General features: G+C 39.4%; 17 protein-coding genes. 3 read left to right on the forward strand and 14 right to left on the reverse strand.

Going from position 1 to position 24,476, the window contains the following annotated elements; translation table 11 throughout:
- The first annotated feature begins 259 nt into the window (after nt 1-259).
- Complete coding sequence (locus PLE33_04835; protein HPS60569.1) at nt 260-1,084, forward strand: hypothetical protein; 825 nt, start codon at nt 260-262, stop codon at nt 1,082-1,084.
- Nucleotides 1,085-2,088: 1,004 nt separating this feature from the next.
- Here PLE33_04835 and mnmE read toward each other — a convergent pair.
- From mnmE to PLE33_04880, 9 genes are read right to left on the reverse strand one after another with little or no spacing between them, the layout of a single operon-like run.
- Nucleotides 2,089-3,462 carry a tRNA uridine-5-carboxymethylaminomethyl(34) synthesis GTPase MnmE gene (mnmE, locus tag PLE33_04840; GenBank protein ID HPS60570.1) on the reverse strand — a complete coding sequence of 458 codons (1,374 nt, stop codon included), beginning with the start codon at nt 3,460-3,462 and terminating at the stop codon, nt 2,089-2,091.
- The gene (gene dxs / locus PLE33_04845) at nt 3,459-5,324 is read right to left on the reverse strand and encodes a 1-deoxy-D-xylulose-5-phosphate synthase (GenBank protein ID HPS60571.1); all 1,866 of its coding nucleotides are present in this window, start codon (nt 5,322-5,324) and stop codon (nt 3,459-3,461) included. The genes mnmE and dxs overlap by 4 nt, the downstream gene beginning before the upstream one ends.
- 19 nt (nt 5,325-5,343) lie before the next feature.
- Complete coding sequence (locus PLE33_04850) at nt 5,344-7,260, reverse strand: VWA domain-containing protein (protein HPS60572.1); 1,917 nt, start codon at nt 7,258-7,260, stop codon at nt 5,344-5,346.
- Nucleotides 7,261-8,310 (reverse strand): hypothetical protein, encoded by a 1,050-nt coding sequence (locus PLE33_04855; GenBank protein HPS60573.1) that lies wholly within the window; start codon nt 8,308-8,310, stop codon nt 7,261-7,263.
- A gap of 20 nt (nt 8,311-8,330) precedes the next feature.
- Entirely contained in the window at nt 8,331-9,266 is a 936-nt protein-coding gene (locus tag PLE33_04860) for a phosphatase PAP2 family protein (GenBank protein HPS60574.1), read from the reverse strand.
- 10 nt (nt 9,267-9,276) lie between these two features.
- Entirely contained in the window at nt 9,277-10,404 is a 1,128-nt protein-coding gene (locus PLE33_04865; GenBank protein ID HPS60575.1) for a GNAT family N-acetyltransferase, read from the reverse strand.
- 21 nt (nt 10,405-10,425) lie between these two features.
- A complete protein-coding gene (locus PLE33_04870) occupies nt 10,426-11,070 on the reverse strand; it encodes a glycerol-3-phosphate acyltransferase (GenBank protein ID HPS60576.1) in 645 nt (214 codons plus the stop codon).
- Entirely contained in the window at nt 11,067-11,768 is a 702-nt protein-coding gene (locus PLE33_04875) for a YggS family pyridoxal phosphate-dependent enzyme (protein HPS60577.1), read from the reverse strand. The genes PLE33_04870 and PLE33_04875 overlap by 4 nt, the downstream gene beginning before the upstream one ends.
- Nucleotides 11,765-15,385 carry a C25 family cysteine peptidase gene (locus tag PLE33_04880; GenBank protein ID HPS60578.1) on the reverse strand — a complete coding sequence of 1,207 codons (3,621 nt, stop codon included), beginning with the start codon at nt 15,383-15,385 and terminating at the stop codon, nt 11,765-11,767. The genes PLE33_04875 and PLE33_04880 overlap by 4 nt, the downstream gene beginning before the upstream one ends.
- A 221-nt stretch (nt 15,386-15,606) precedes the next feature.
- On the opposite strand from PLE33_04880, the gene PLE33_04885 reads away from it, so the two are divergent.
- Nucleotides 15,607-16,368: a GNAT family N-acetyltransferase gene (locus PLE33_04885; protein ID HPS60579.1), complete on the forward strand. Its 762-nt coding sequence runs from the start codon at nt 15,607-15,609 to the stop codon at nt 16,366-16,368.
- 121 nt (nt 16,369-16,489) lie between these two features.
- On the opposite strand, the gene PLE33_04890 is transcribed toward PLE33_04885, so the two are convergent.
- The 4 genes from PLE33_04890 to PLE33_04905 form a co-directional block, all read right to left on the reverse strand.
- Entirely contained in the window at nt 16,490-17,095 is a 606-nt protein-coding gene (locus tag PLE33_04890) for a hypothetical protein (GenBank protein HPS60580.1), read from the reverse strand.
- A 664-nt stretch (nt 17,096-17,759) separates the two neighbouring features.
- Nucleotides 17,760-19,037 (reverse strand): amidohydrolase family protein, encoded by a 1,278-nt coding sequence (locus tag PLE33_04895; protein HPS60581.1) that lies wholly within the window; start codon nt 19,035-19,037, stop codon nt 17,760-17,762.
- A gap of 81 nt (nt 19,038-19,118) precedes the next feature.
- Nucleotides 19,119-19,982, reverse strand: coding sequence for a hypothetical protein (locus PLE33_04900; protein ID HPS60582.1), 864 nt, complete (start codon nt 19,980-19,982; stop codon nt 19,119-19,121).
- Nucleotides 19,972-21,054 (reverse strand): MlaD family protein, encoded by a 1,083-nt coding sequence (locus PLE33_04905; protein HPS60583.1) that lies wholly within the window; start codon nt 21,052-21,054, stop codon nt 19,972-19,974. Before PLE33_04905 ends, PLE33_04900 begins: the two co-directional genes overlap by 11 nt.
- A gap of 242 nt (nt 21,055-21,296) precedes the next feature.
- On the opposite strand from PLE33_04905, the gene PLE33_04910 reads away from it, so the two are divergent.
- Nucleotides 21,297-22,838, forward strand: coding sequence for a YifB family Mg chelatase-like AAA ATPase (locus tag PLE33_04910; GenBank protein HPS60584.1), 1,542 nt, complete (start codon nt 21,297-21,299; stop codon nt 22,836-22,838).
- A 210-nt stretch (nt 22,839-23,048) separates the two neighbouring features.
- On the opposite strand, the gene PLE33_04915 is transcribed toward PLE33_04910, so the two are convergent.
- A complete protein-coding gene (locus PLE33_04915) occupies nt 23,049-24,170 on the reverse strand; it encodes an ATP-binding protein (protein HPS60585.1) in 1,122 nt (373 codons plus the stop codon).
- Nucleotides 24,171-24,476 lie beyond the last annotated feature (306 nt).

The following is a 24,476-nucleotide window of genomic DNA, read 5'->3' on the forward strand; positions in this document are numbered from 1 at the left end:
GGGCATAACCCGGCGGTTTTCAAGACCGCTGCCTTACCAATTAGGACTAATCCTCCCTTACGGTTTTTTCCTTCAAAATTTAGAAGGGATTTCTGTCAAGACCTTTCTTCTTTCTTCTTAATGCCAAGAAAAAAATCTTGACGGAATTTACACAATATTTCCTAATGAAAAAGTTAATAAGATGAGCGCTATATGAAAAATTAAAGTGTTGTATTGAAATCTATTTATGATTAGTAATATAGAGAAAAGGAGTTTAATTGTGAAAAGAAAGGTTGTCTCGTTGCTAATTTTCCTGTGCCTGTTTGTATTGCTCTCTGCGGAGGATTTTTATCTTGGCGATATTAATAACTTAAGTGCTACCCAAATTTATGTTCCAGTTTGCGGAGCGAATAATTATGGTTGGAGTAAATTCTTTTACTCTGCTGCGGAGCTCCAAAATGCAGGAATAATTAATCCTGTAGAAATTACCCGCATCGCTTTTCAAATAGGAGGTAGTGTTCCTCTTGTAAATTATCTAATGGATACTCAAAGCATTTACATTGGAGCGTTTTCCGGTAATAACTATACACAAGCAGATTGCGTTCATCCGGGTTACACCAATAAAGCACTTATTTATAATGGGTCCATAACTTTTAACGGACCCGGCTGGGTTTCTATCTCTCTTTCTTCGCCCTATATGCTCAATCCTAATTCAGGAGTAGAAATTTTATGGGAAAATAGAGACGGTAGTAGAGTAAGCCCTACTCCCAAATTCTGTTATACAGAATCCAGCTTAAATAAACAAGTGTATAAGACCTCGGATGATTTTTTCCCCGCTACCCAGATCGGAAGTAATGCTCCAAAACATCCCAATATTTGTTTTTCTACCGCGGATTTGAATATTCCCCAAGTAGAAATAGCTTATGCAGGCAATTCCTGTTTACTATCCTGGAATTCTATTCAGGGAGCTAATTTATATGCTATTTATGTTGCAGATAATCCGTCTGGACCTTGGAGTTTTCTTACTTCCATAACTGGTACTCAATATTCCCTGCTTGCGGATTCACAAAGGAAATTCTACTATATAAAAGCTATAGGCAACTAAGAAAATTTACATAGTGAATCACTATATTGAGAATGGTGAAAAGGGGTTGGCAAAGGTAAAGGTGGTTTGGAAGGTTGAGATATACTCAGCCCTTTGCCTATACTAAATAGTCCGGAGAGCTATACGAAGGGCTTCCGCTACCATCGCTATTTTTTTGTGTCACCTGTCAGCTTTTAAAACCTTTTCAATCCTCTCAATACCTTTTTTCTCAGCAACCTACACTACCCTGTTATTAAAAAAGGGAGGTTCTCAACAATTGGAGGCATTACAGGAATAGGTTTATTGATATTCAATTCGGATCGGAAGATTTGTTCAGGGTTTTGATTATTTCTACCGCTATTATTTATATCACTCAAGTTTGACAGTTCAATTTTGTAACTGATTGGAAATAGATATAGATAAAAATTGAAAAAAAGCTCTTGGCACAACATATTTCATTTTTTACCCAAGATTTTATCTTTTACAACATCATTATGAATTCAGGAATAGAAATCCCTTCAGAAGAAAATATTTGACTGGTATATTCTACAGCATTGGAACAAATTTTGAAGTTTCTGGTTGCATTGTCCATTGTTTCATCACCTCTGAGCCCGAAATTTTCTTCATAACACTCCGATATAACTCCCGTATCGTTCTCGTGTCGCGATATGGGAACGATACGGGAATCTCTTCAGCCGCATATCGCAAAAAAGAAGGAACTGATAAACAAGTAATTTTTGGATGAAAAAAGAATATTCGCTGCTGATAGTGAGTTATCGCTTTATGGTGTTGATTTTCTATGCCGGATAAATATAGGGTGATTGATTGTTGGGTTGGAAGGGTGTGGGCTTTCTGTTTTAACTCACAATTTTTCGGATTTCAGACCAGCTAAAAAGCGGTTGTAAGTGAAAAAGAATCGTGGGTAATAGTTACATTGAAGGCAGGTGAAAATTGTAAGTCAAAACCTACCGCTGTTTGCATCGTGAAATTTCTAAGGGCTTTATTAATTTCTGTAAAGTGGTGGGTTATTTTCCAATGCAGAATTCGCTGAAGATTTTATTTAACAGGTCGTCGGTAGTGATAATTCCTAAAATTTCTTCCAAGGCATTGCTGGCGGAAATAAGTTCAAAGGCAATAAATTCGTAGCCCTGTTTTTCTTCTATGGAGTGTTTTGCTTGATGCAAAAACTGCAGGGATTTAGATAGAGCAATCAGATGTCGGTTATTGATGATGATGGGTTTATTCAGTAATTCAGTGCTCAGCGATAACTGCCGGGAAATTGCATCGGTAAGGTCTTTCAAGCCCTTTTCCGTTATTACGCTGCAATAAATTCCCCCTGGTATTTTAGGTGCATTTTCCGGCAGCAAATCCGCTTTACTGAAAACGGCAAGGGTTTTGGAATAAAGTTCAGGCGGAATAGTGGATAAAGAAAGTAATTCCGTTATTTGCAGGTTAGGATTAGTTACTGTATTAGCTTCCACTAAATAAAGGATAAGGTCTGATTCCTGCATCAATGCGTAGCTTTTAGCAATTCCTTCTTTTTCAATGTCATCAGGAGATTCTCTTAGTCCTGCTGTATCATAAATAACTACAGGAAATCCATTTAGGGATAAAGATTCCTCTAAATAATCCCTGGTCGTTCCCGGGTGGGGAGTTACGATAGCTCTGTTTTGTTGCAGTAAAGCATTAAAAAGTGAGGATTTACCAACATTCGGAGCACCCGTTAAACAAATCTTGATTCCTTCGCGTAGTCGTCTTCCCTGTTCGCCTGTATTTTTCAGTTCTTCCGCTGTTTTGATGATATCTTTTAATTCCTGATACATAGCATTGGAATCGGGTAAAGGTAAATCCTGATCGGTAAAATCAATTGCCAGCTCAAAACGGATACGCAGTTCCGTAATGCGGTTTAATAATATTTGTAAGTATTTGCTCAATTTACCCTTAAGCTGTAAAAGAGCTGCTTTTTCTGCCTGGGTTGCCTGTGCCTGAATAAGGTCGTTAACTGCTTCTGCCTGGCTTAAATCCATTTTTCCATTTAAGAAAGCACGCAAGGTAAATTCTCCCGGTTTTGCCAGACGGCAGGAAAGAAGAAGGATATTAAGAATACGATTGACAAGATTGGGATTGCCATGACAGGATATTTCAATAACATCCTCTCCTGTATAGCTATGTGGTTCTCTAAAAACGGAAAGCAGAACTTCGTCTATTGCCTCTTCTGTTTCTGCATAAAAAGTACCAAAAACAAGGCGTTGAGAAGGTTGCTTAAGAAGTTTATTGCCCGGAGAAAAGTGTTTGGCTACAAGCTCAATGCAACCCTTGCCACTTAAGCGGATTACAGCTATGGCAGAAAATCCGGCAGGAGTTATCGGTGCGCAAATAATCTCGCTAACATTTTTCATTTAAGCATCTGGATTATCTTTTCATACAGCCGGGGAGCTGTAAAACCGATTTCTTCAAGAAGTTCCGATATTTTTCCTTGGGCAATAAAGCGATCGGGATAGCCAAAATTGATAACTGTAACCTTTTCAGTAGCTAATAATTGAGCTATGCGTGCTCCCATTCCTCCAATAACAGCATTACTTTCAAAAGTGAAAATGTATTTGCAGTTAGAAGCCACTTGCAGAAGGGTATTTTCATCCAAGGGTTTTACAGAGAGCAATTGTACCAGCTGTGAAGGTATCTTATCTTTAGCCAGCAAATTATGCACTTCCTCAGCTGTAAAAAAAGCATCTCCGCAAGCAATTAAGGCAATATTCCCTTCCTTGGAGTGAATTATGGCAGGAAAGGGATTAAAATCGGTTAATGTTTGATGAACAGAAGCAGGAATTACAGTTCCCCGTGGATAACGAATAGCCACGGGACCCTCTTTATATTTTGCAGCCCAGGTAAGCATTGCCACAAGTTCTTCTGCGGTGGAAGGAGTTAAAATAATCATATTGGGAACAAAGCTTAAAAAAGAAAGATCAAAAGCACCGTGATGCGTAGCTCCATCTTCACCTACAAGACCAGCTCTATCAATGCAAAAAACAACGGGTAATCGGGGTAAAGCAACATCGTGAATAATCTGGTCTAAGGCACGCTGGAGAAAAGTGGAATAGATTGCCACAAAAGGTTTTAATCCCTTCGTGGACATTCCTGCTGCCAAAGTTACGGAATGCTGTTCAGCAATGCCGACATCAAAAAAGCGGTCGGGAAAGGTCTCTTCAAATTTGCTCAATCCTGTTCCGGCAGTCATAGCAGCTGTAATTGCCACAATTTTAGGATCTTTTTGGGCTAAAGTGACCAGGGTTGAGCCCATCAGGTCACTCCAACTTTGTTTTCCGCTACTGATTTGTTTGCCTGTTTTTAAATCAAAAGGTCCTGTTCCATGAAAAAGAGCAGAGTCCTTTTCTGCAGGAGGATAGCCCTTACCTTTTTGGGTAACAATATGGATCAGGACAGGACCCACCATAAAATTCTTTACTCTTTTGATAATCTTCAGGAGCTGCTCTATATCATGACCATCTATAGGACCTACATATTTAAAGCCCAGGTCTTCAAAAATAATGTTGGGCACCAGGATATTCATCATTGATTCTTCCAGCTTTTGGGCTCCGTAAATAAAATTGCGCCGAATATTAGCTGGTAAAGTATGACTGAAATCCCAAACCTGCTTTTTAAGGACATTATAAGATTTACTGGCAAGCATCCGAGCCATATATTTCTGCAAACCGCCTACATTTTTAGAGATGGACATTTCGTTATCATTTAAGATAACGATGAATTTATCCTTTTGCAGGTGCCCACCGTAATTTAATGCCTCAAAACTCATGCCTCCGGTTAAAGCTCCATCACCAATCACGGCAAGGCAATGACCCTGTTCATTATTCAAATCCCTGGCACAGGTAATTCCTAAAGCGGCGGAAACGGAAGTGCTGCTATGACCGGTAGTAAAAGCATCATAAGGACTTTCGTCCCGATTGGTAAAACCACTGATACCTTTATACTGCCTTAAAGTATCAAACTGAGCATTGCGTCCGGTTAAAATTTTCCAGCTGTATGCCTGATGCCCTACATCCCAAACAATTCTATCGGTTAAAGGATCAAACAGATAGAGCAAAGCAATGGTAAGATCTACCGTTCCCAAACTGGGAGCTAAATGACCTCCTGTTTTAGAAACAACTTGCACAATGCGGGTGCGAACTTCCTTCGCCAGAGTTTTCAGTTCGCTTACAGATAGTTCTTTAATCTGTTTCGGCTCGGTTATTTGTTCTAAAATCATTTCTTCTCCTTGCCGCCTGCTATTTTGCCCTTGTTTCTTCTGTCTTCACGATAATAATTTCCAAAATCATTAAAGCGAAGGCAATGGCAAGTAAAATTTTCCAGAGGTCATGACCCAGGCGTGAAAAGAAAAGTTTATCCTCCCATTTATCCCCTAAGTTTTTTATCCCTTTAGGGAGATTAGTTCTGGTTTCGGAATCGCTATAGTCAATGTTAATTGCCATTGCATAACTGCGAGGCGTATTCGGCTCAAAAATATAAATTCCTGGTTCCGTAGCCAAATAACGGCGGTTGGAGATAATTTCTCCTGTAGGCAGCTGTAATTTATCAAATATAAGCACTTGCCCGATTTTATTATTTGTTTCCGGAATTTCCGAACCGGCAAGATAATCCAAAGTGCGGAAAGCCAGAACCGGAAACGCGGGGTCAATAAAGAAAGGATTGTTTTCCGAGGCAATATTCCAAAGCCAGAGGGACTGTTTTTCATTAACAACCGCCAGAGGAATGTTTTGGGCTGAAATCAGCACTCCGGCATTCTTATTAACCGCTTGCCAGTAGTCGCTGAGGGTAGTATTTTTAAGTGCTTTTCCCGAAATGAGAGAGCTGATATAGTGATGAGCATTCAGGTTATCTATAGTGATTGCCTTTTGCGTGCGTTCTTTAATTTCAATGCCGAAACTGTTGTTCAGATAGGACTTCAAATCGGCAGAGAGATTATCTCCCAGGCAAAAAAGAATACCTTTTTTCCGGTTTTGGAGGTTGGTAAAGACCTCGCGTAAGCGGGAAGTTAAAGCTCCGCAATCGTAAACGACAAAAAGTTGCGCTTTATCCAGGTCACTTATTGAAAGAGCATCAGCAGAGATGATTTGAAAAGAGGAAGCGCTATAAACCTTTAAGATTGTAGAAAGAATAGCAGGCAAGCTGCCGTTGCGAGTAATAACCGTAACCCGAGGTTTACTATAATAAGGAAAAGCAAAATAACAACGGTTATCCGTTATTTGGCGTTCATCGTTAACTTCAATATAGCCACTCTGCCATCCATCAGAGCGAAGTTCAATCGGGATGGTTTCAATAACTGTGCTTTGAGCAGGAACGGAGAGAAATTTTTCTGCCAGTTTGATATCGTTTACCACTGCCTTTACAAGCACATCTTTGCGTTCGGTTTCTCCATAATTGGCAACTGTGAATTGAATCAGCTGTTGATTATGTTTTTCCACCAATTGGGGTAAGGCATTGGCAGATATAACTGCCAGGTTTTCATAGTCCACTGTTTCCGGAACGGGAATAAGAGCAATGGGAACACTGGTTTTCAGCTCTGCAGGGGGAATTCTTAAATCGGTGATAAGATAAATCTCACGATTGGGCATTTGACTTTCGGCAAGTTTGGTTTCTGCTTGCGCCAGCATTTCTTCCAAAGTGAGAGGACTGAAAGTGATTTTTAACTGCCCGATAAGCGTTTCAGGCAAAGAACCGGCATAAATTTGGCTATGCAGGAGGTTCCAGTTTTCATCGGAACTAATTGGTATCAAACGGTCATCCGGATTGGCTTTGGCATTTATTTTTTGCAATGCCTCTTTGGCATATTGCAAGGAACTTTTTCCTCTTTCAGCATAATCCATACTGTAAGAAGTATCTATCAAAATAGCAATTGCCGTAGGAGGATGTTTACCTGAGGGTTTTAGTTTCGGAGAAGAAAGCATTGGACGCGCAACTGCTAAAACAACCAGCAGAATAATCAACATCCTGATAATCAGTAAAAGAATGTTTTTCAGTTTACTGCGGCTTTTTTCCTGTTCTTTGCTTAGTTTTATAAACCTCAAAGTTGGGAAAACAATCTTCAGCGGTTTTTTCTTAGCCAGCAGCCAGATTAGCAACGGGATTATTACGGCTGCTGCAAAAAAGAGGAAAGTAGCATTTAAAAAGGAAAGCTGAAACAACTAAATACCTGCACTAATGGAAAATAGATAGTCACTATCAGCAAGTTTCATTCCCGTGCTATTCAGGGAAAAATCAAAGTGGAAATTCCTGTAATAATAGCCAGCGCCAAGGGTGAAATTGATATTATCAGCCCCGTAAAAATCGTGGCTGTAAGTGCCCACTCTAAGATCAAAAGAACTGCTGTTTTCGGTTGAAGAGGAATTGCTGCCGGAGTTTAAATTCCATCTGTAACCATAACCAAGATGATAAGTTGTTTCGGGCTTTTTGGCAAGTTTGCTTTGTATTCCGGCATAATAGTGACTGTTTGTTCCTTCAAAACCAAGACCTGCAGCAGCTCTTCTTTGCAAGGTAACGGAATCATAATTTTCCCACCAGAGCATTGAAAGAAGGTCATAGAAAGAAGCGGCATAAACAATATCACCCATTTTATAGGTTATACCAAGGTCACCGGAAACACCTTTGGCTTTATCGTCAATAAAACCATCCCGAATTAAACTATTGCCAACCTTATGCTCCCTCAGGTAAACGAGACGCCCGGAAAGGTATTTCAAATTTATTCCGGCGGCTAATTTGGGATAATTTTCGTCTCTTCCACCCCAGGAAACTTGAACTTTATCCATTTTATAGTCATAATATTCACTATTCAAACCATCTTCACTAAACTGACTGATATGCACTGAAGCAACCGGTTGATAGCTGAAAGAAACAGCACCGGTATTTAGCACAAAGTATTTGAATTGTTTGTCTTTCAAGGTATTGCTAACACTGATGGCACTATAAAAATCCAGGTCTTCCTCTGCTGTTAAACGAAAAGACAGAGAAAACGAACCAAGCTTATTATCAGCCATCAAAGCAGGATTGCCGTAAGCGCAAAAAGGATCGCTGGCATTAGTTAAATTAAGAGCTCCCGCTCCCATAGCAATAGGAGAAACATTACTTTCCGGAAGAGTGTAATCATAATCCGTTATCGGCAGAGGCGTAACCTGCTGAGCGAACAAAAATATAGCAGGAACAAATAACAGAAGGGTAATATAAACAACCTTAGGCAAGGAAATAAAACTCCCTAACATTAGCTAAACCCCTTTTCCTTTAAAAGCAAACGAGTTCCATTGGCTGCATAGTAACCTGCAATACCTGTTAAAATTCCAAAAACTGCATCTATAAACCAATGATAGTGACAGAAGACGGTGGCAATGGAAAGAAAAAAGGAAATAACAGTGCAGATATAACCAACGGGACGAATGTAACGCAAAGCGGCAATAGTTAAAACAAGAGCAATGGCAATATGGCTGCTGGGAAATGCACCTCCTAAATGATTGGAAGTGCGATAGATAAAAGCCATAATACGGGAGAAGGGTCCGGAATGATAGGTCTTTGTTAAAGCCATCGCTTCCGGAAGATAGCGTCCTCCAATAACAGGCAGAACAGAATAAATTGTATAACAACAATAGAATACAAAGGTAAGATTGAAGATTACTTCTTTAAAGGCATCTTTTTGTGTAAAATAAAGGTATAACGGAATACCGGCAATCATAGGATAATAGCAAAAATAGGCAAAATGAAAGAGTTCCTGAATTGCCCAATGCGAATATTGCTTTCCCCAAACCAAAGAAGGCAGATAACCAAAGATAGCTTTATCAATTTTCATAAAGAAAGGATCAAGCCAGTCCCGAAATAGGATGCGATTGAAAGCATAACCGGATGTATAAAAATAGCCGAATAGAAAAACAGGATAAAGTCCCCGGAAAAAGCTGAGCACTTTATAGCGCTTGGTAAGCTTGTTTGGTGTGTAACACCAACCGGGTTGTTGTTGCAGCCAGGCAAGAAATAGCACTGCAGTAAAAATGGCAAGATAAACGGGAATGTGTTTTAGAACTTCCGGAGAGCGAGAAATACCCAAACACATATACAGCAAAATCCAGCCGCAAAAGATCAGGGTAATAAGATCAATTGCCGAAAGGAAGGACTTTGCTGTTTTCTTTTGTTTTGTTGATAATTCCGGCATACAGAATCCGTTACTTTCTACCGGTGATGGCTTTATCGTAAAGACGATAGGTTTTATATATCTCAGCACCCAATTTTTCGGCAACATTAATCATCGGGATGTTGTTTTCCAGCACCCAGGAAAATTCACTGCGGTAATAGCCCTTGGGGAGTCCATTCTTAAAAGTGTGATAATATAGCAAAGTATCTATTCCCTTACCTTGAAATTCTTTAATTATTCCCATCGTAATAACGCGCACGGAAGTGATGTGTTTTTTGGCTTTAAGAGCTTTGAGAATAGATACGGGAGTTACTTTCCCCTGCATAACTTTAAGCACTTCATTGAAGTTGGGCAAAGTTAAACTGAACCCGGCAAGCTGATTATCAACCTCGGCAATAAAAACCATATCGGGATCTACTATAGGAAGCAGTTCTGCAACAAGATGATCAAATTCGGCTCGCGTCATAGGAACATTTCCCCAATTATATTGCCAGGCACGCGTGTAAATATTAAAAACGGTTTCAATATCTTTTTTGCGCTGTTTTTTATTGTAGGACAGAGAACGGATTTGCACATTATTGCGCTTGGTAATTATTTCTGCCATTTTGGCAACGCGTTCAGGGATGGAATGATATTCACTGATGAAGGCATAGAGATCCATTGTTTTGAAAAAACCGTAGTTTTCGTAAAGCTTTTGGTAATAGGGAAAGTTGTGCGGCATCATAATCATTGGCGGTGTTTCAAAACCCTGAATAAGCAAACCGCATTCATCATTCACGCTGAAGTTGATAGGGCCCCTCATAGCGGTAAAATTACGATAGCTATTCCACTGCAAAGCTGCATCAAAAAGAGCATTAGCTACTTCCTGCTCTTCAATACACTCAAAGAAACCGAAGAACCCGATATTTTCGTTATGTTCTTTATTATGTTGTGTATTGGAATGGGCAGAAATTCTGCCAACGGTTTCTCCATCTTTTTGAGCAAGAAACAGTTTAACCTCAGAATGATCATAGTAGGGATTCTTCTTAGGGTTAAAAAACTTTTTCTGGTCACTAATTAAAGGGGGAACCCAGTTGGGCTCTTTTTGATATAGCTTGAAAGGAAGAAGAATGAAGTCCTTCAGCTGTTTTTGGTTATCTACAGGAATTATTTTTATCATCAACTTTCCTTTGCAGGGGAGCTAAAATTCCCCCAGTTTTTTGGAAACAAAAATGTTCAAAATACCCATCACTATAGCATTGCCAAGTAAAAGGGTTATGAAATAAGGAGGAAAATCCTTATGATAATGGAACAGAGTATAGAATATGATATACAAAATAACAGGTAAAATAACGATCAGATATTGAACAAAACGAATTTGCCTGAAAAAAAGAACTATAAGCCAGGCAACTGCAGCGGAAATCAAGGTTGGCAAAAAAGCAAAATAGGCAAGCATCCCCATATAGGTAAAAATGCCGCGTCCTCCCCGAAAATGATGATTATAGGGTAAGCAGTGACCAATGAGCATACATAACCCATAGATTAACATAATATTTTCTGAATAGAGAATATCAAAACCGGAATAATTAATCACTTTGTTATCAATAAACCGTAAAACAAATTCCACAATCATCAAAAACAAATATGCCTTAGCCACATCCGTTGCCCCCACCAAAGTCCCCAGGGGCTTGCTGATATTAGTATAAATATTTTCGGTATCCGCAAGACCGGAACCGATTTTATATACATTGAGCGAACGGAAACTTTTAGCAATCACCCGCGCCGTGGAAAAACAGCCGTAAAGATATGCAATTATTATAATAAGAAGGGCAAAGAGATAGATCATTCATTCACCCCATAATTACGCTCTCCGAAAATGGCAGTTCCAATTCGCAACATATTAGAGCCCTCTTCCAATGCCTGAACATAATCATCACTCATTCCCATGGAAAGATATTGCATTTCCACCTTAGGGATATTCAGGGTTTTTATTTCTTCAAACAAGGATTTCATCCGAACAAAAAGAGGACGGCTAACTTCCGCTTCTGCTAACCTTCCGATAGTCATCAAACCTTTAATCTGCAAGGTTGAATAACTGGAAATCCGCCAAATTGCATCCTTCGCTTCGGCAAAGGAAAAACCGTTTTTGCTTGTTTCTTCGCTGCTGTTAATTTGAATGAGGATATCTTGAGTGCGGTTGTCTTTCTTTAAAGCCGAATGTAACTTTTCTGCCAGTTCCAGGGAATGCACCGATTGAATTAAAAAGGGATTTAGCTGCAATAACTGATTGATTTTATTGCTTTGCAGATGACCGATAAAGTGGAAAGCTTTACAGGGAACTTTAAGCAGGGGAATTTTTTTTCTTGCTTCCTGCACTTTGTTTTCGCCGATATGTTCAATTCCGCATTGCAAGGCACTCTCTATTACGGAAACAGGATGAGTTTTGGTAACCGCTACTAAAGTAACTTCATCCTTATAACCCAGGCGAGATAAGATACCGGCAATATTATCCTGCAGGTATCTTATATTTTCGGCAATAGTCATTTCAGCAGCAACATTTTACGCCGGGAGGTCTTTCCACCGGCAGTTAAACGGTAAAAATAAACACCACTGGCAACTTCTCTGGAAAAATCATCTCGCCCGTTCCACACAATGCTATGTTTGCCTTCATTATGCATAGCATCTATTAAAGTGCGTATTTTTTGCCCTTTTATATTAAATATTTCCAGCTTAGCTTGAGTATTGGCTTTAGTGGTGTAGCAAATTGTCGTTTCCGGATTAAACGGATTGGGATAATTTCCCTGTAAATCATTCCAAACCGGAACATTATTGGCATCAACATTGCTCACAAAACCAGTGGAAGCAATTGAACCTTGCCGTAATGGACTTCCCCGATAAGTTGTCCAAGGCATTAGCCCGGAAGCATTGCGATTCAAATTTAGCATTAAAACACCGTTGGAAAAGCCCATTACCAGTTTAGTTTGATTATTATTATCAAAATCCACTAAGGTTGCCGGGGTGCTGCCATTGTAAATATTAATAAAGGGAAAACCGTTTACAGGACTACCATCTGCATTGTAAGCATAAACAGTATTCATATAACTATAAACAATTATTTCCAACTGAGGATCACTATCCAGATTAGCCAGCAGGGGAGGACAACTAAAGCAATCTTCAATAGATACTGGAAAGCCGGGAAGGTTAATACCCGCATCGGTAAAAGCAAGTAGTGAACCATTATTAGTAATGCCCACAATATCTATACCGACATTATCGGCAGTTACATCTCCCAAAACAAAACCACCGGGAATGCGAGAATTGATACTGCGAGTAACAAGCACATTACCCTCGGGGGAAATAATATAAATATCGGTTAGCGTAGAACAGACGATTTTATTGGTGTCCGTAATTGTAGGGGTTCCACATACAGGTCCGTTTAACTGGAGCGGGAAACCATTGCGGACAATACCATTTGCACCAACTACGGTTAATAACCCGTTTACGGAACCGGAAACTATTTCCCAAGCACCATTACTGTCAAAATCAGCAGCGGCAAAATCACAATATATAAGCCCGCCGGTATCAAAAGGAAAACCGTTGATAAGTTGCCCTGTGGAAGAAAGGGCATAAATTTTGCCGTTAATACCTCCGGCAATTACTTCCAGAGAACCGTTACCATCAATATCTGCCAGCATAGGAGTAAAATTAAAAGAAGTATCTGCCTGATAATTGAAGATGATATCCCCGTTTAAACGCATCGCGAATATGTTTCCCGTTCTACTGCAGAAAGCCAAATCAATTTCGTCATCGCCGTCTATGAGACCACTGGCAAAACTGCCACTGATTTCCATTCCTTCCGGAGCATTCAGCATAGCATACAATTCACCGTTGTTATCAATCAAATAGCTGTTTCCATACACATCGGCATAGATAATTTCCATACCGGGACTGTCAATAATGTCTGCCACAAGAGGAGCTGCTTTTCCATTTACATTGGTTTCCCAAGGAAAACGATTATCTATTAAAGTAATAGAAAAGGACACAGGAAATCTGTGAACGCCTGTGGATAGTTGCGTTATCGGATGCTGTGAATCAATTGTCAGAGTTAAATTAAAGGTGCCAAAGCCGATATCATCAGAAAGCTGAAGACGAAAATACATACCTGCGCTGTTTTGGCTACCACCGGAAATCTGAGGAATAACAATTTCATTAGTTAGCAGTTCAATGCCTTCGGGAACATTTTCCAGATGAAGAATAACATTTGTGGCAGTTGCCCAAGAAACACTATTGGAAACAACAGGATAGAGCCGAATTATTTCTCCGGGATTGATAACACCGTCCTTATCACTATCTTCATCGGTAATGGTATAGCTTGCCAAATTCAACAGAGGAAGATCGGAATTAAAAGCTTTAACCGCTATGGAAGGGTCTCCAAAAAGCACCACTTCATAATAGCACCAGCGCATAACATCATTGCTTAAGGCAGAATTCAAATTTTGCAGCCGGGAATAAGTTAAAGCTTCACCTAAAAAAGGTAAATTCTGCTGAAACAATCCCCGGAAAAACTGACGATCATAAAACTGGGAAGCTCCATTGACGCTTCCGGGACTATACCATCCGTAACGAGTGTTGCCAATAAAAGAGAAAAGGGCACCAGAAGCAGTAACTAAATGTTCACCAATGGATTCACTGCTTCCGGAAGTGCGTTGATCAAAAGCTGCCGGATAACAGCCCTGAGAATAGAGAAAACCATATTCCGTATTAGTTAAGCTTTCTGCCGAGCCATTGGATTGACCGATAAGTGTGAATTCATTAGCGTGTCCCATATGATTCATTATGCCTGCCCCGGCATTAATGGCATTGAATACACTGGTAGAATTAAAAGTGCCATCCCTTTCATAGAGGGTATGCAGATAGTATTCATCGGGTAGATATTGAGCTACATCATCTTTATAATCACCGCCCCAGGTTAGGGGATTATTATTCAGGTTTTCGCCCATAAAGAGAGCATAGTTATTGCTGTAAGTATCGTTATCGGCATAATATTGAATCTTTCTGAACATATTGTTGAATTCAGTTTGGGATTCAGCAGGAAATCTGCCGATATGAACTTCAGGTACCAAATCGGTATTATCGTTTGTTTCACCCCAGATTTGATTTTGATTGGCATTCCAGTTACCGTCCAAATTGCTGTAGTAAATATCTACAGGCATCCTGGCATCAATTGTTTCGCCTACCTGACCGTAAGCGCCTCTTTCGGGAACAATTTCATCGTCGCCACCTAAAATAACATATTCCAGGGGTTGGGAACTATTTGCCCAGGTTTGATAGGCAGCAATAATAAAATTACGGATTTTTTCCGCATTATCAACCCCGGGATAGGATGAATAGATATCCTCCGTAGAAAAAACAGCATTGGAAACACCTTCAGCGGAACGCCAGGCACAATAATTAGTAAACCAGCTTATTCTGGAATTGCTGGTAATAATTATCATCTGTTTAGGCACCGAAAGGTCAATATTGCGATTGGCAAAAGATACATTCCGATAACTTTCTGCCGTTTGATAGGAAGATATTTCCTCAGGATTGCAAATTAGGGAAGTTAGCGTTTGCAGTGTTTTTGTTCCCGGAGTATGAAAATTTGCCTGGTAAAGTGCCTCTTTTTCAGAAAAATCAGAGTTCAGGGATATACTGATTTGAGAGCTGGCATAAAGCTTCCGGTTAACAGGATTGTAACGATAAGGGTAAACATTAAAAAGAGCAATTTGATAACCCCGATAGTATTGTGTTCCTAAAAACTGCCACTGCTGAGAAGGATAAAGACGGTTTTCCAAAACGGCTTTTGCCGAAAGAAACGAAGGGGAATACTCCTTTTCAGAAACAGGCAATTGAGGTGCAGCAACAGGAATTGAAACATTTTCCGCAACTACCTCCGCAGCAGTTAATTGCACGCTGGCATTTTGATATTTGTGACCGAAAGGAAGAAGAACATTTACCGTCATAAATGGTAAAACGGGCTCTCCTGCAGTAATAGTTACAGGAAGTTCCTTCACCTGTTTTGTGTTTTGCCAGGCATAAGGATTAATTTTAATTTCTGTTTCCCAAGCTGCCAAACTTAGGCATAACAGAACGGCACTACAAAGAATAAAGGTCTTTTTCATAATCTATATCCATTTTTTTTATCAGTTACTTATATTAAAGTAGCAAGATATATTCCTTGTTCCCGAAAGTTATCAATTCGTCAAGTGTTTTTCCTTAAAATCCAGTAAGTTCCTAAAAAAATAGTATCCTGCGGTTCAACTTGCAACTATTTATTTGCTCTTTCCCTAAAATGGCCTAATTTATAATAATAAATGCTTTATTCAAGAAAAAGGAGTAAACAATGCAAATCCCTTTTAATATGAATCGGTTAAAGGATACAGAAATTCACTATCCCCAGCGTTTTTCCAATATGTTAACCAGGAATTATGGACTTCTTTTTTATAACGAAGGTAACAAGGCATCTCAGGAAAGCAATCATGCGGTAATTTTAGATTTAATTGAAGTTGAAAGTTCTCTGCGTGATATAGAGTTTTTCTATAAAAGCAAAGGAATTCATCCCTGTCTCTATCCTTCTTTAAATCCCAAAGAATTAGAAATTCTGGAGCCCTTCCTGGAGCGCCACAACTATGTCCTGAAACTTAAGCAAAGTGATTTTTTCCTGCACGATCACGAAAGCAGTTTACGGGAATCTGAGGAACTGAAAATTGAACGCGTTCGCCAATTGGACATTGATATTATGGAAACCATTGCCATAGATTATGGAGGTGATTGGACAATTAAAGTTGTGGAGCGTCATCTAACTCACCCTTCCTATCATTTTCTGGGGGGATATTATCAAGGCGAATTGGCTACAATGGCTTCAGTTAGCATCTTTGCCGGCTACAGCAGAGTTGATGATGTTTTCACCCGAGAGAAATTCAGAGGAAAGGGTTTTGCGGGTGCGATGATGCATCATTTAATCAATTATCACCGGAATATCTCTCAGAATTATCTCTATTTGCAGTCAGACCTTCCTTCTGCTGTTAAAATTTACGAAAAGGCAGGTTTTTCCCGTCTGCCAAAGGATTTTCAAATCTGGGTAGCATATAAAGAGCATAATTAGCGGCAATTCTGAACAGAGCATTATGCCATTGAAGAAGTTACTTAAAGCTTATAAGTTTAAGTAAATAAACAGGGTTTAAAAAAATCCCCGGAAAACCGGGGATCAAAACAACATAAATTGGTTAATACAAATGCGTTGGGATAAATATCTGAAATCCAATATTGATGCCAAATGAGCTTTCTTCATTTTCCTTGTATTCATCAAGTGCATCTTCATAATCATCACCACCATAATCACCTAAACCTATTTGATATTTGAGCCCGAAATCAACATACACATTTTCTACAACAGGAAAAAGATAACCGGCTTTCAAATCAAGATACATAGCATTCCTATTACCATCATACTTTTCACCATCATATTCATCTTCCCAGCTAAATGAATTATAAAGAAAATCCATGCCCCCGTAAATTTTTCCTGGTTCGACAGGATAAAAATACCTTCCTCCAATGCCAATACCCAAAAGAGATGTACTATATTCCGATTCATGCTCATCTCCTTTTTGACCTTCATACATATAATTAAGGAGCACATCAGCTGAAAAGTCATCAATAATAAAATATCCAACCTGAGGAGTAATGCTAAACATAGTAATGGCTTTTTCATCAGAATTGGGTTTGAAAGAAGTGAAAGAAACTGTTCCTCCCGGATTAATCGTTCCTTTCGTAAAAGCACAAACACTTGAAGCGATAATTAGGGCGAGAAGGATAAATAATCCTTTTTTCATTTTAAACCTCCTGGTTTTTTATATATTTTATATATATTCTTATCCCAATTTCCTGTCAATAAAAATATCACATTCACACCCCATTTTTAAAATAAAGGTGTATAAGTTGCTGAGATTTTTACCTGTTGAAATCCCTAAGGGCAAAATCCGAGTGTTGACCCCGGTCAACCTTATGAACAACAAGATGCTGTTCCTCCGGGAAAAAAGGTATATTTTCTCTCTCCTGAGCTCGTGTATTACTACTTAATCAAGCGTTAATCAAGCGTTAATAATTAAGGAGTGATTAAGGTTAGATATAGGAGTGATTGACAGCTTGAGCTAAGGGAGTAATATGACCCTAAAAGATTAAGAAATTATATTGAAAATAACAGCAAAAGAAGGTTGAGAAGGTTTTAAACTCGGATTGTTGACCTCCTGGTCAACCACCTCTTACGCTTTTTCACGCAATGCTGATGTCCTCGTCAACCACCTCTTACGCCTTTTCCCGCAATGCTGATGTCCTCGTCAACCACCTCTCATGCTTTTTTTCTATACCGAAAAGTAATCGGCAACGAAAATACCTGGTTTCTTATGAACGACAAGATGTGTATCCCGCGGACAAATATGAACGACAAGATGTCGTTCCTCCGCGATGTGTAACCAGCGGAAGGTTTTAAACTAAGAGCTAAATCCAGGAAGAATTATTATGCCGGCGTTTAGGATTAGTGCTTCGGGGTAAAAAGTAGCCCTGTTTTTTGGTGTTAAAGTTTTCTCCGGTAACCTGATTTCCTTTTAGATATACAGCTTTAAAGGAACCGGAGAGTTCAATATCCATACCTTTATTACCCTTTACGATGGTTGTAGATTCCGGATCGTAAAGAACAAAATCGGCATCGGAACCGGGGTCTAAGGACCCTTTTTCAGGATAGATACCTAAACGCTTAGCGGCATTTTCACTGGTCATTTTAAGGCAGGTAGCAAGGGGGACTTTTCTTTTTTTCCAGAGTTCGGAAAGCACCCAAAGGTATGAATAATTCATCATTTCCGGATTGCAGCCCTGAAAGAGTTCACAGTAATCGGGCTTTTTCGTTTCCGGGGCAGCGCAATTGGATAGCAGATAAATTTTATTGGTGCGCAGAAGCTCAAAGAGTAAATCGGCAAAATCGGCAAAATCGCAAGCAAAAGGAGTGCTAAAGACCTCAGGATTGAAGAGAGCCATCAGATCGGCAATACAGGTAGCAAAAGAGATATCGCTCCTTTTGGAAATGCTGTTTATAAATTCAATTGCCGGATAGGAAGATATTCTGGGAATGTGAATAGGATTTTCCTGCATTCTGCGTAAGATTTTTTTAATGGCATCCAGCTGAGCAAGAGGACTAAATTCCCGATAACTTTCATAGTCGTAACCCTGGAAAGCAAAGGCAGTATCGCTTTCATAGATATCAAAAAACAAATCCATAATTTCCGTGAAAGTGATATCTGCAATGGCAGGATTGGGAGAAGGAACAGCTAAAGCGATTCCTACAACTCCTTTGTTCCAAATTTCCTGTGCCGATTCTGAATGATAGGGATAATCGTTAATATCAATGTGACCCCAAAGAGCGAGAGCAGTATAGGCATTGGCATTTACCAAAGCAATCTTCTTTTTGAGAGCTGAATTATCAAAAACAGGGCTTTGAGTATGATAGCTTAGTTCGGAAAGGGTAGTCCAACCTCCTTCCAAAGCAATTTTGGTGATGTTAGCCAAGGCAGTTGCCGCATCAGCATTTTTCGCTAAAATATGGGTATGAGGATCAATTCCGCCAGGGAGCATTAACAAACCCTTAGCGTCAATAATTTCAACATCTTCTTCCACCTCAATATCATCGGTGAAGAGTTTAATAATTTTATCTTCAAACAGCACATTCACTCTTTTCAGAGCGGTTGAAGAAGTAGGCAGGGAAACGGATTTAAGTAATTTCATAAGCTTTATCTATCTGAATCAAAGTAGTTTCGGCTTTTGCCGGAAACATTACTCCAATTCTCTTTTTATTTAATAACCTGTTCATTTCTTTTGCTCTTGCAATAGTTTTTGCATTGACCGGTTCAATTCTTCCACGGCAGCAGTATCCCTCAAGGAAAGGAATATCCCTTCCGCCTTCAGCCAATTGCTTTTAGCTTCCGCAAGTTTATTTTCCGCTGCGGCAATTTGCGCTTTAAGCCACAAGCAATGAGCCATAGAAGAAAAATTGCCGTAACGGTAATCCCAATCCTGAGCTTTATTGATATATTCTCTGGCAGATTTATAATCGGCATTCCTGAAATAATAATAGGCAAGCGCATACCAGGCGGATGAAAGCAACTCGGGATTATTGTATTTTGCTTTTTTCAGCTGTGGTTCTATTTTTTTTAAACGAGCAATCAGTTCCTTAACCTGTTTTTCATCTGCAATGGCAAGATAGCTATCTGCCTGCAGTTTTGCCGTTGCCAGTTCCAAAGCAATTTCCTTTGGATAACTTTCTTTAATAGTAGCTATCCGGGAAATGGCAGCATAGTTATTTTCCTGCTGATAGTAATAAATATCCAGCAGTTGCAGATAATATTCCAGTTCGGGAGCTATATTTTGAATCAGCTCTTGCATCCGATTTTTATAATTTTGATAAGCTGCCTCATTGCCATTTGCCAATTCTATCCTTGCCAAACCGCTTAAGCAAATAAGCATTCCTTGAATATCGGCAAAAGAACGATACTTTTCCGTTAAGAAAGCATAGCTCTCTTTGGCGGCTGAAAAGTCCTTCCCGCTTTCCATTTGAATAGCATAGCTTAATTGATTGTCGGCATCTATTTTCGCCTGTGGCTGAACAGGAACTTTCGCGATAGAGCAGGCACCCAAAAAAAGCAAAAAGCAATAAAGCGCTTTACGGAACATCCGGAACCTCATGCAAACGCTTAGTAGAAGGTGCATTTTGTTGCAAGGCGGGGCTAATTCCTTTCCGCAAAAGAGGATTGTTATTCAGACCTTCCAGGGTTTTGCGTGCTTTTGCCAAACTGTCATTCAGATTATTCAAAAGGTAACGCAATTCGGGATTATTTACGGTTGCCAGAATTTGCGTCAATTCCGCTGTAGCGGATTCCAGATTATTCAGGGTTTCTGATAGTGGTTTCAGTATTTTATCGCTGTTGGGATCAAGCAGCTTAATTAACAGCGAATCGGGCTTTTTATAATTCTCTATAGTAGTTTGAGCGCTGGCTAATATAGCTTCCAGTTCATTCATTCTATTATTCAGCCCTTGAGTTAGTTCCGCTAAATTATTTAACGCCCTTAGCAAAACTCCACTATCAGGATTATTATCCCGATTTAAATTAGCCGATAACAAAGCAAGTTCCGAAGTGATGGTGTTCACCTTATTCATACTGGCATTTGCCTTTTCCGAAGCGTCTGCCAAATTTACCAGAAAGCGAGGAATTGCACCTTTATCCTCATTATTATCCTCATTGATGGCTGTAGAAAGCTGTGCCAAATTAGAAACTATAACTGATATCGGATCGCTTAAAGAAGGAGCAATCTTTTTCAACTGCTGTTTGCCTTCCGCAAAATCCGAAGAAAGGACACTGCTTTCCTCTTTTAAATGCTCTTTAGAATTTGGGTTACGAATAAATTCCAGGGTCGTCTTACCCGTAATGGGATTAGTGTTTCGCACTAAAATTGAGCCGGTAAGCATTATGTTTTTATAGCGGTTAAGAATGTAAAACTGCAGCCCGATGTTGCCATCTTCCTCAAGGGAAAAAGCACGCACCCTTCCTACCTCAAAGCCCTTATACAATACGGGAGTTTGAGTGGAAATTCCCATTGCGTTTGCCAAAGTACTGCTATAAACATACTTCTTTTCCAGCAAATTATGCTTGATAGCAATAAAAACCATCACCAGCAATAATATCAAAACCGGTATGCTGACAAAGGCAAAAACAATCTTACGGCTGTGCTTGACCTTATCTATCATATTTTAACCCCATTATGGCTTGTTATTATAGTTTTAACATTGCGTTTTTTGTCAAGCTTTTAGTGCAAAAAATTGCCTAAAGCCCCAAAAAAAATTTGGCCTTTGGATAAGAGTATATTTATTTACCGCATAAAATGAGCAATAAGAAAAGAGAACCTTGTTTTACAGTCCCCAATCTTTTTCCTTGACTCCGTAACATTGCGTTATTTTTGTGGTTTAGTGTAAAATATTAAGGAAAAACTATGGTCGGAATTGTTCTTTCATATACAACCCTCGGAATTGATGCTTATCAGATTTCAGTAGAAGCGGATATAGGAATCGGTTTTAATCCGATGAACATTGTCGGAATGGCATCCAATGCCGTTAAAGAAAGCAAGGATAGAGTTGTTGCTGCTATCAAGAATTCGGGTTATCAAATCAGTACCTTACATTATACTATCAATCTTGCCCCTGCTGATTTGAAAAAGGATAGTGCAGCTTTGGATTTGCCTATCGCTTTAGCTATTTTGCAGTGCAACGAGATATTCAAACTTATTGACTACGATAAAATAGCGATGATTGGTGAGCTTTCTTTGGATGGATTTGTTCGTCCTGTTGCAGGTGTTTTGCCAATTGCCATAGCTGCTAAAAAAGATGGCATAGATACTCTTATTGTCCCTCTGGAAAATGCAGAAGAAGCAGCTATTATAGAAGGTCTGAAGGTTATTCCTGTTACCTCTTTAAGAGAATGTGTCAGCTGGCTTAGTAACGAAACAGAGATTAGAGCTGCCAGCGTTGACCGGGAGAAGATTTTTCAGGTGCTGAATGATTTTCCGGTTGATATGAGTGATGTGAAAGGTCAATTTCAAGTGAAAAGAGCTTTGGAAGTTGCCGCCGCCGGTGGTCATAATGTTTTAATGATTGGTCCTCCGGGAAGCGGTAAAACAATGTTAGCACGCAGAGTGCCCACAATTTTGCCGGAACTGAGTTTGGAAGAGGCATTGGAAGCAACGAAAATTCATTCCGTAGCCGGCTATTCCAAAAATTTCAGGAATGGTATTTTAACCACCAGACCTTTTCGTTCGCCTCATCATACAATTAGCGATGTTGCCTTAATTGGGGGAGGAGCTTTTCCCAAACCGGGAGAGGTGTCTCTTTCGCATAGAGGAGTTTTATTTTTAGATGAGCTGCCGGAATTTAAAAGAGTGGTTTTAGAGGTCTTGCGTCAGCCGCTGGAAGATGGAGTAGTAACAATTTCCCGGGCAGCATCCAGTTTAACTTTCCCGGCAGAATTTATGTTGATTGCCAGTATGAATCCTTGTCCTTGCGGATATTATGGTGCCAATATTCCCAATCATCAATGCAACTGTGAATGGGGTTCAATTTTGCGTTATCGGAGCAGGGTTTCCGGACCGCTTTTAGATAGAATAGATATCCATGTAGAAGTTCCCACCGTCAGCTATGCGGATTTGGCTTCTTTACCAACTGGAGATAAATCAGTTGATATCAGAGCCAGAGTAAATAAAGCCCGCACCATTCAACAGGAGCGTTTTAAGGGAACAGGTATTTTTAATAACAGCCAGATGAATTCCCGCCAGTTACGCAAATTCTGCATTCTGAACGATGATAGTAATGCCTTACTGCAAAATGCAATAGACAAAATGGGCTATTCAGCAAGGGTCTTTGATAGAATTCTAAAGGTCTCCAGAACTATAGCCGATTTGGAAGGACGCAAAGATATCCTCTCCGAAGATATTAGCGAGGCAATTCAATATCGCACTCTGGATAGAAAATATTGGAGCTGAAATATCTCACGCAGATTACGCTGATAACGCAGATTCCGATTTCAGGAACAAGGATTTCAGGATTGCTGGAACAAGGATTTAAGGATTTGAGGATTAAAGAGGATTTGTTTTTTTACCTATATAAAGCGACGGAATTTGCCTGCTTGCTTAATATCTATAGCTTGTAAATATGGTGGTTTAACTCTGAATTGGACAATGCATAATTTGAGCTCAAACATACAGAAAATCAGAATAGTTTTCAGGATGTATAAGGGATAAACCTGCTTTTGGATACAAAGCAGTAAAAGCAGTTGCTTTTATGTTTCGCCGGGGATTCCATTTGATTTCATAAGCGGTAATTTTATCTTCATATACCTCCAGATAGTCAATTTCGGATTTGTGGATGTTACGCCAAAAATACGATTTGCGCAAAATCCCGGCATTAGAAAGCAGCTTCATTCTTTCAGAAACAATGTAATTCTCCCACAATTTACCTATATCGTCTCTAACTGCAATGTCTCTAAAATCGTTTATTAAGCAATTGCGCACACCATTATCCCAGAAATAGATTTTGCGGGAACGCTTAATTTCATTACGCTGATTTGTAGAGTAATTTGGTAAGCGGAAAATGATATATGCCTGCTCCAAAAGCTGAATATACTTTTGAATTGTTTTTTGATCCGTAGAAATTAATTGAGCGAGTTCATTATAGGAGACCTCTGAACCAATTTGCAAAGCTAAAGCGTTCAGAAGACGGTCTAAAAGTTCCGGTTTACGCAGGTCTTGAAAAGTAAAAATATCTTTATATAAATAGCTGCCTACCAGATGATTAAGCAGAGTAGCGGCTTCGGAGGGATGATTAACAATATCGGGATAAGAACCATAAATTAAGCGGTTAGCTAATTCTTTCCTTTCCCGATAAATTCCAAAATTATCTGCAAGTTCCTGATAAGCAAAAGGATATAAGTAAAATTCATATTTTCTGCCCGTAAGCGGTTCCATTATTTGGTTGGATAGCTCAAAAGAAGATGAGCCGGTAGCAACTATCTGCACTTCCGGAAAATTATCCACTAAGAGTTTTAACTTTAAGCCAATATTCTGAACCCTTTGAGCTTCGTCTATAAGGATATATTTGCTTTTCCCGGCAAATTGTTTCATTGAGCTTATTGTCTCCGCAGCCAGTAGATTACGGTCTTCCAAATCATCACAATTTAAATATAGAACATCCTGCTGAGCAGGGAAAAGACCTTTTAATACCGTTGTCTTTCCGCTCTGCCTTGCACCCATAATTAAAATTGCCTTTCCTTTATGCAGATTACTTAATATGCGAGAAGTAATAATTCGTTTAATCATATTCATTTCCTTTTCTTGAGCCAATATATAGATAAGATAATCAATAGGAGGATACCGTCAAGTAAAATTATCCCCATTTTGCAGAGTATAGTCCGGAAAATAACCCCTATTTTGCAGAATATAATCCGGAAAACAGGGATTAACTTCTTATTCGGAAAACTTTCACTTACATATATAAGATTAAAAAGTTCCTAACTTAACGGTTCTCAGTCGGTTGTTTAATGCTCATTAAGCACTTCTTTAACGATTCCTTAGCGCCGTTAAGGAATCGTTAAGGAATCGTTAAACGGTCATTAAAGTAAAACT

Source organism: Candidatus Cloacimonas sp., from assembly GCA_035403355.1.
Classification (GTDB): Bacteria; Cloacimonadota; Cloacimonadia; order Cloacimonadales; family Cloacimonadaceae; genus Cloacimonas.

Bases quoted from the DNA above. Each gene is read 5' to 3' on its own strand.
- mnmE (HPS60570.1), bottom strand. From the start codon at position 3,462: ATGAAAAATGTTAGCGAGATTATTTGCGCACCGATAACTCCTGCCGGA.
- dxs (HPS60571.1), bottom strand. From the start codon at position 5,324: ATGATTTTAGAACAAATAACCGAGCCGAAACAGATTAAAGAACTATCT.
- PLE33_04860 (HPS60574.1), bottom strand. From the start codon at position 9,266: ATGCCGGAATTATCAACAAAACAAAAGAAAACAGCAAAGTCCTTCCTT.
- PLE33_04865 (HPS60575.1), bottom strand. From the start codon at position 10,404: ATGATAAAAATAATTCCTGTAGATAACCAAAAACAGCTGAAGGACTTC.
- PLE33_04870 (HPS60576.1), bottom strand. From the start codon at position 11,070: ATGATCTATCTCTTTGCCCTTCTTATTATAATAATTGCATATCTTTAC.
- PLE33_04875 (HPS60577.1), bottom strand. From the start codon at position 11,768: ATGACTATTGCCGAAAATATAAGATACCTGCAGGATAATATTGCCGGT.
- PLE33_04880 (HPS60578.1), bottom strand. From the start codon at position 15,385: ATGAAAAAGACCTTTATTCTTTGTAGTGCCGTTCTGTTATGCCTAAGT.
- PLE33_04885 (HPS60579.1), top strand. From the start codon at position 15,607: ATGCAAATCCCTTTTAATATGAATCGGTTAAAGGATACAGAAATTCAC.
- PLE33_04890 (HPS60580.1), bottom strand. From the start codon at position 17,095: ATGAAAAAAGGATTATTTATCCTTCTCGCCCTAATTATCGCTTCAAGT.
- PLE33_04895 (HPS60581.1), bottom strand. From the start codon at position 19,037: ATGAAATTACTTAAATCCGTTTCCCTGCCTACTTCTTCAACCGCTCTG.
- PLE33_04900 (HPS60582.1), bottom strand. From the start codon at position 19,982: ATGTTCCGTAAAGCGCTTTATTGCTTTTTGCTTTTTTTGGGTGCCTGC.
- PLE33_04905 (HPS60583.1), bottom strand. From the start codon at position 21,054: ATGATAGATAAGGTCAAGCACAGCCGTAAGATTGTTTTTGCCTTTGTC.
- PLE33_04910 (HPS60584.1), top strand. From the start codon at position 21,297: ATGGTCGGAATTGTTCTTTCATATACAACCCTCGGAATTGATGCTTAT.
- PLE33_04915 (HPS60585.1), bottom strand. From the start codon at position 24,170: ATGATTAAACGAATTATTACTTCTCGCATATTAAGTAATCTGCATAAA.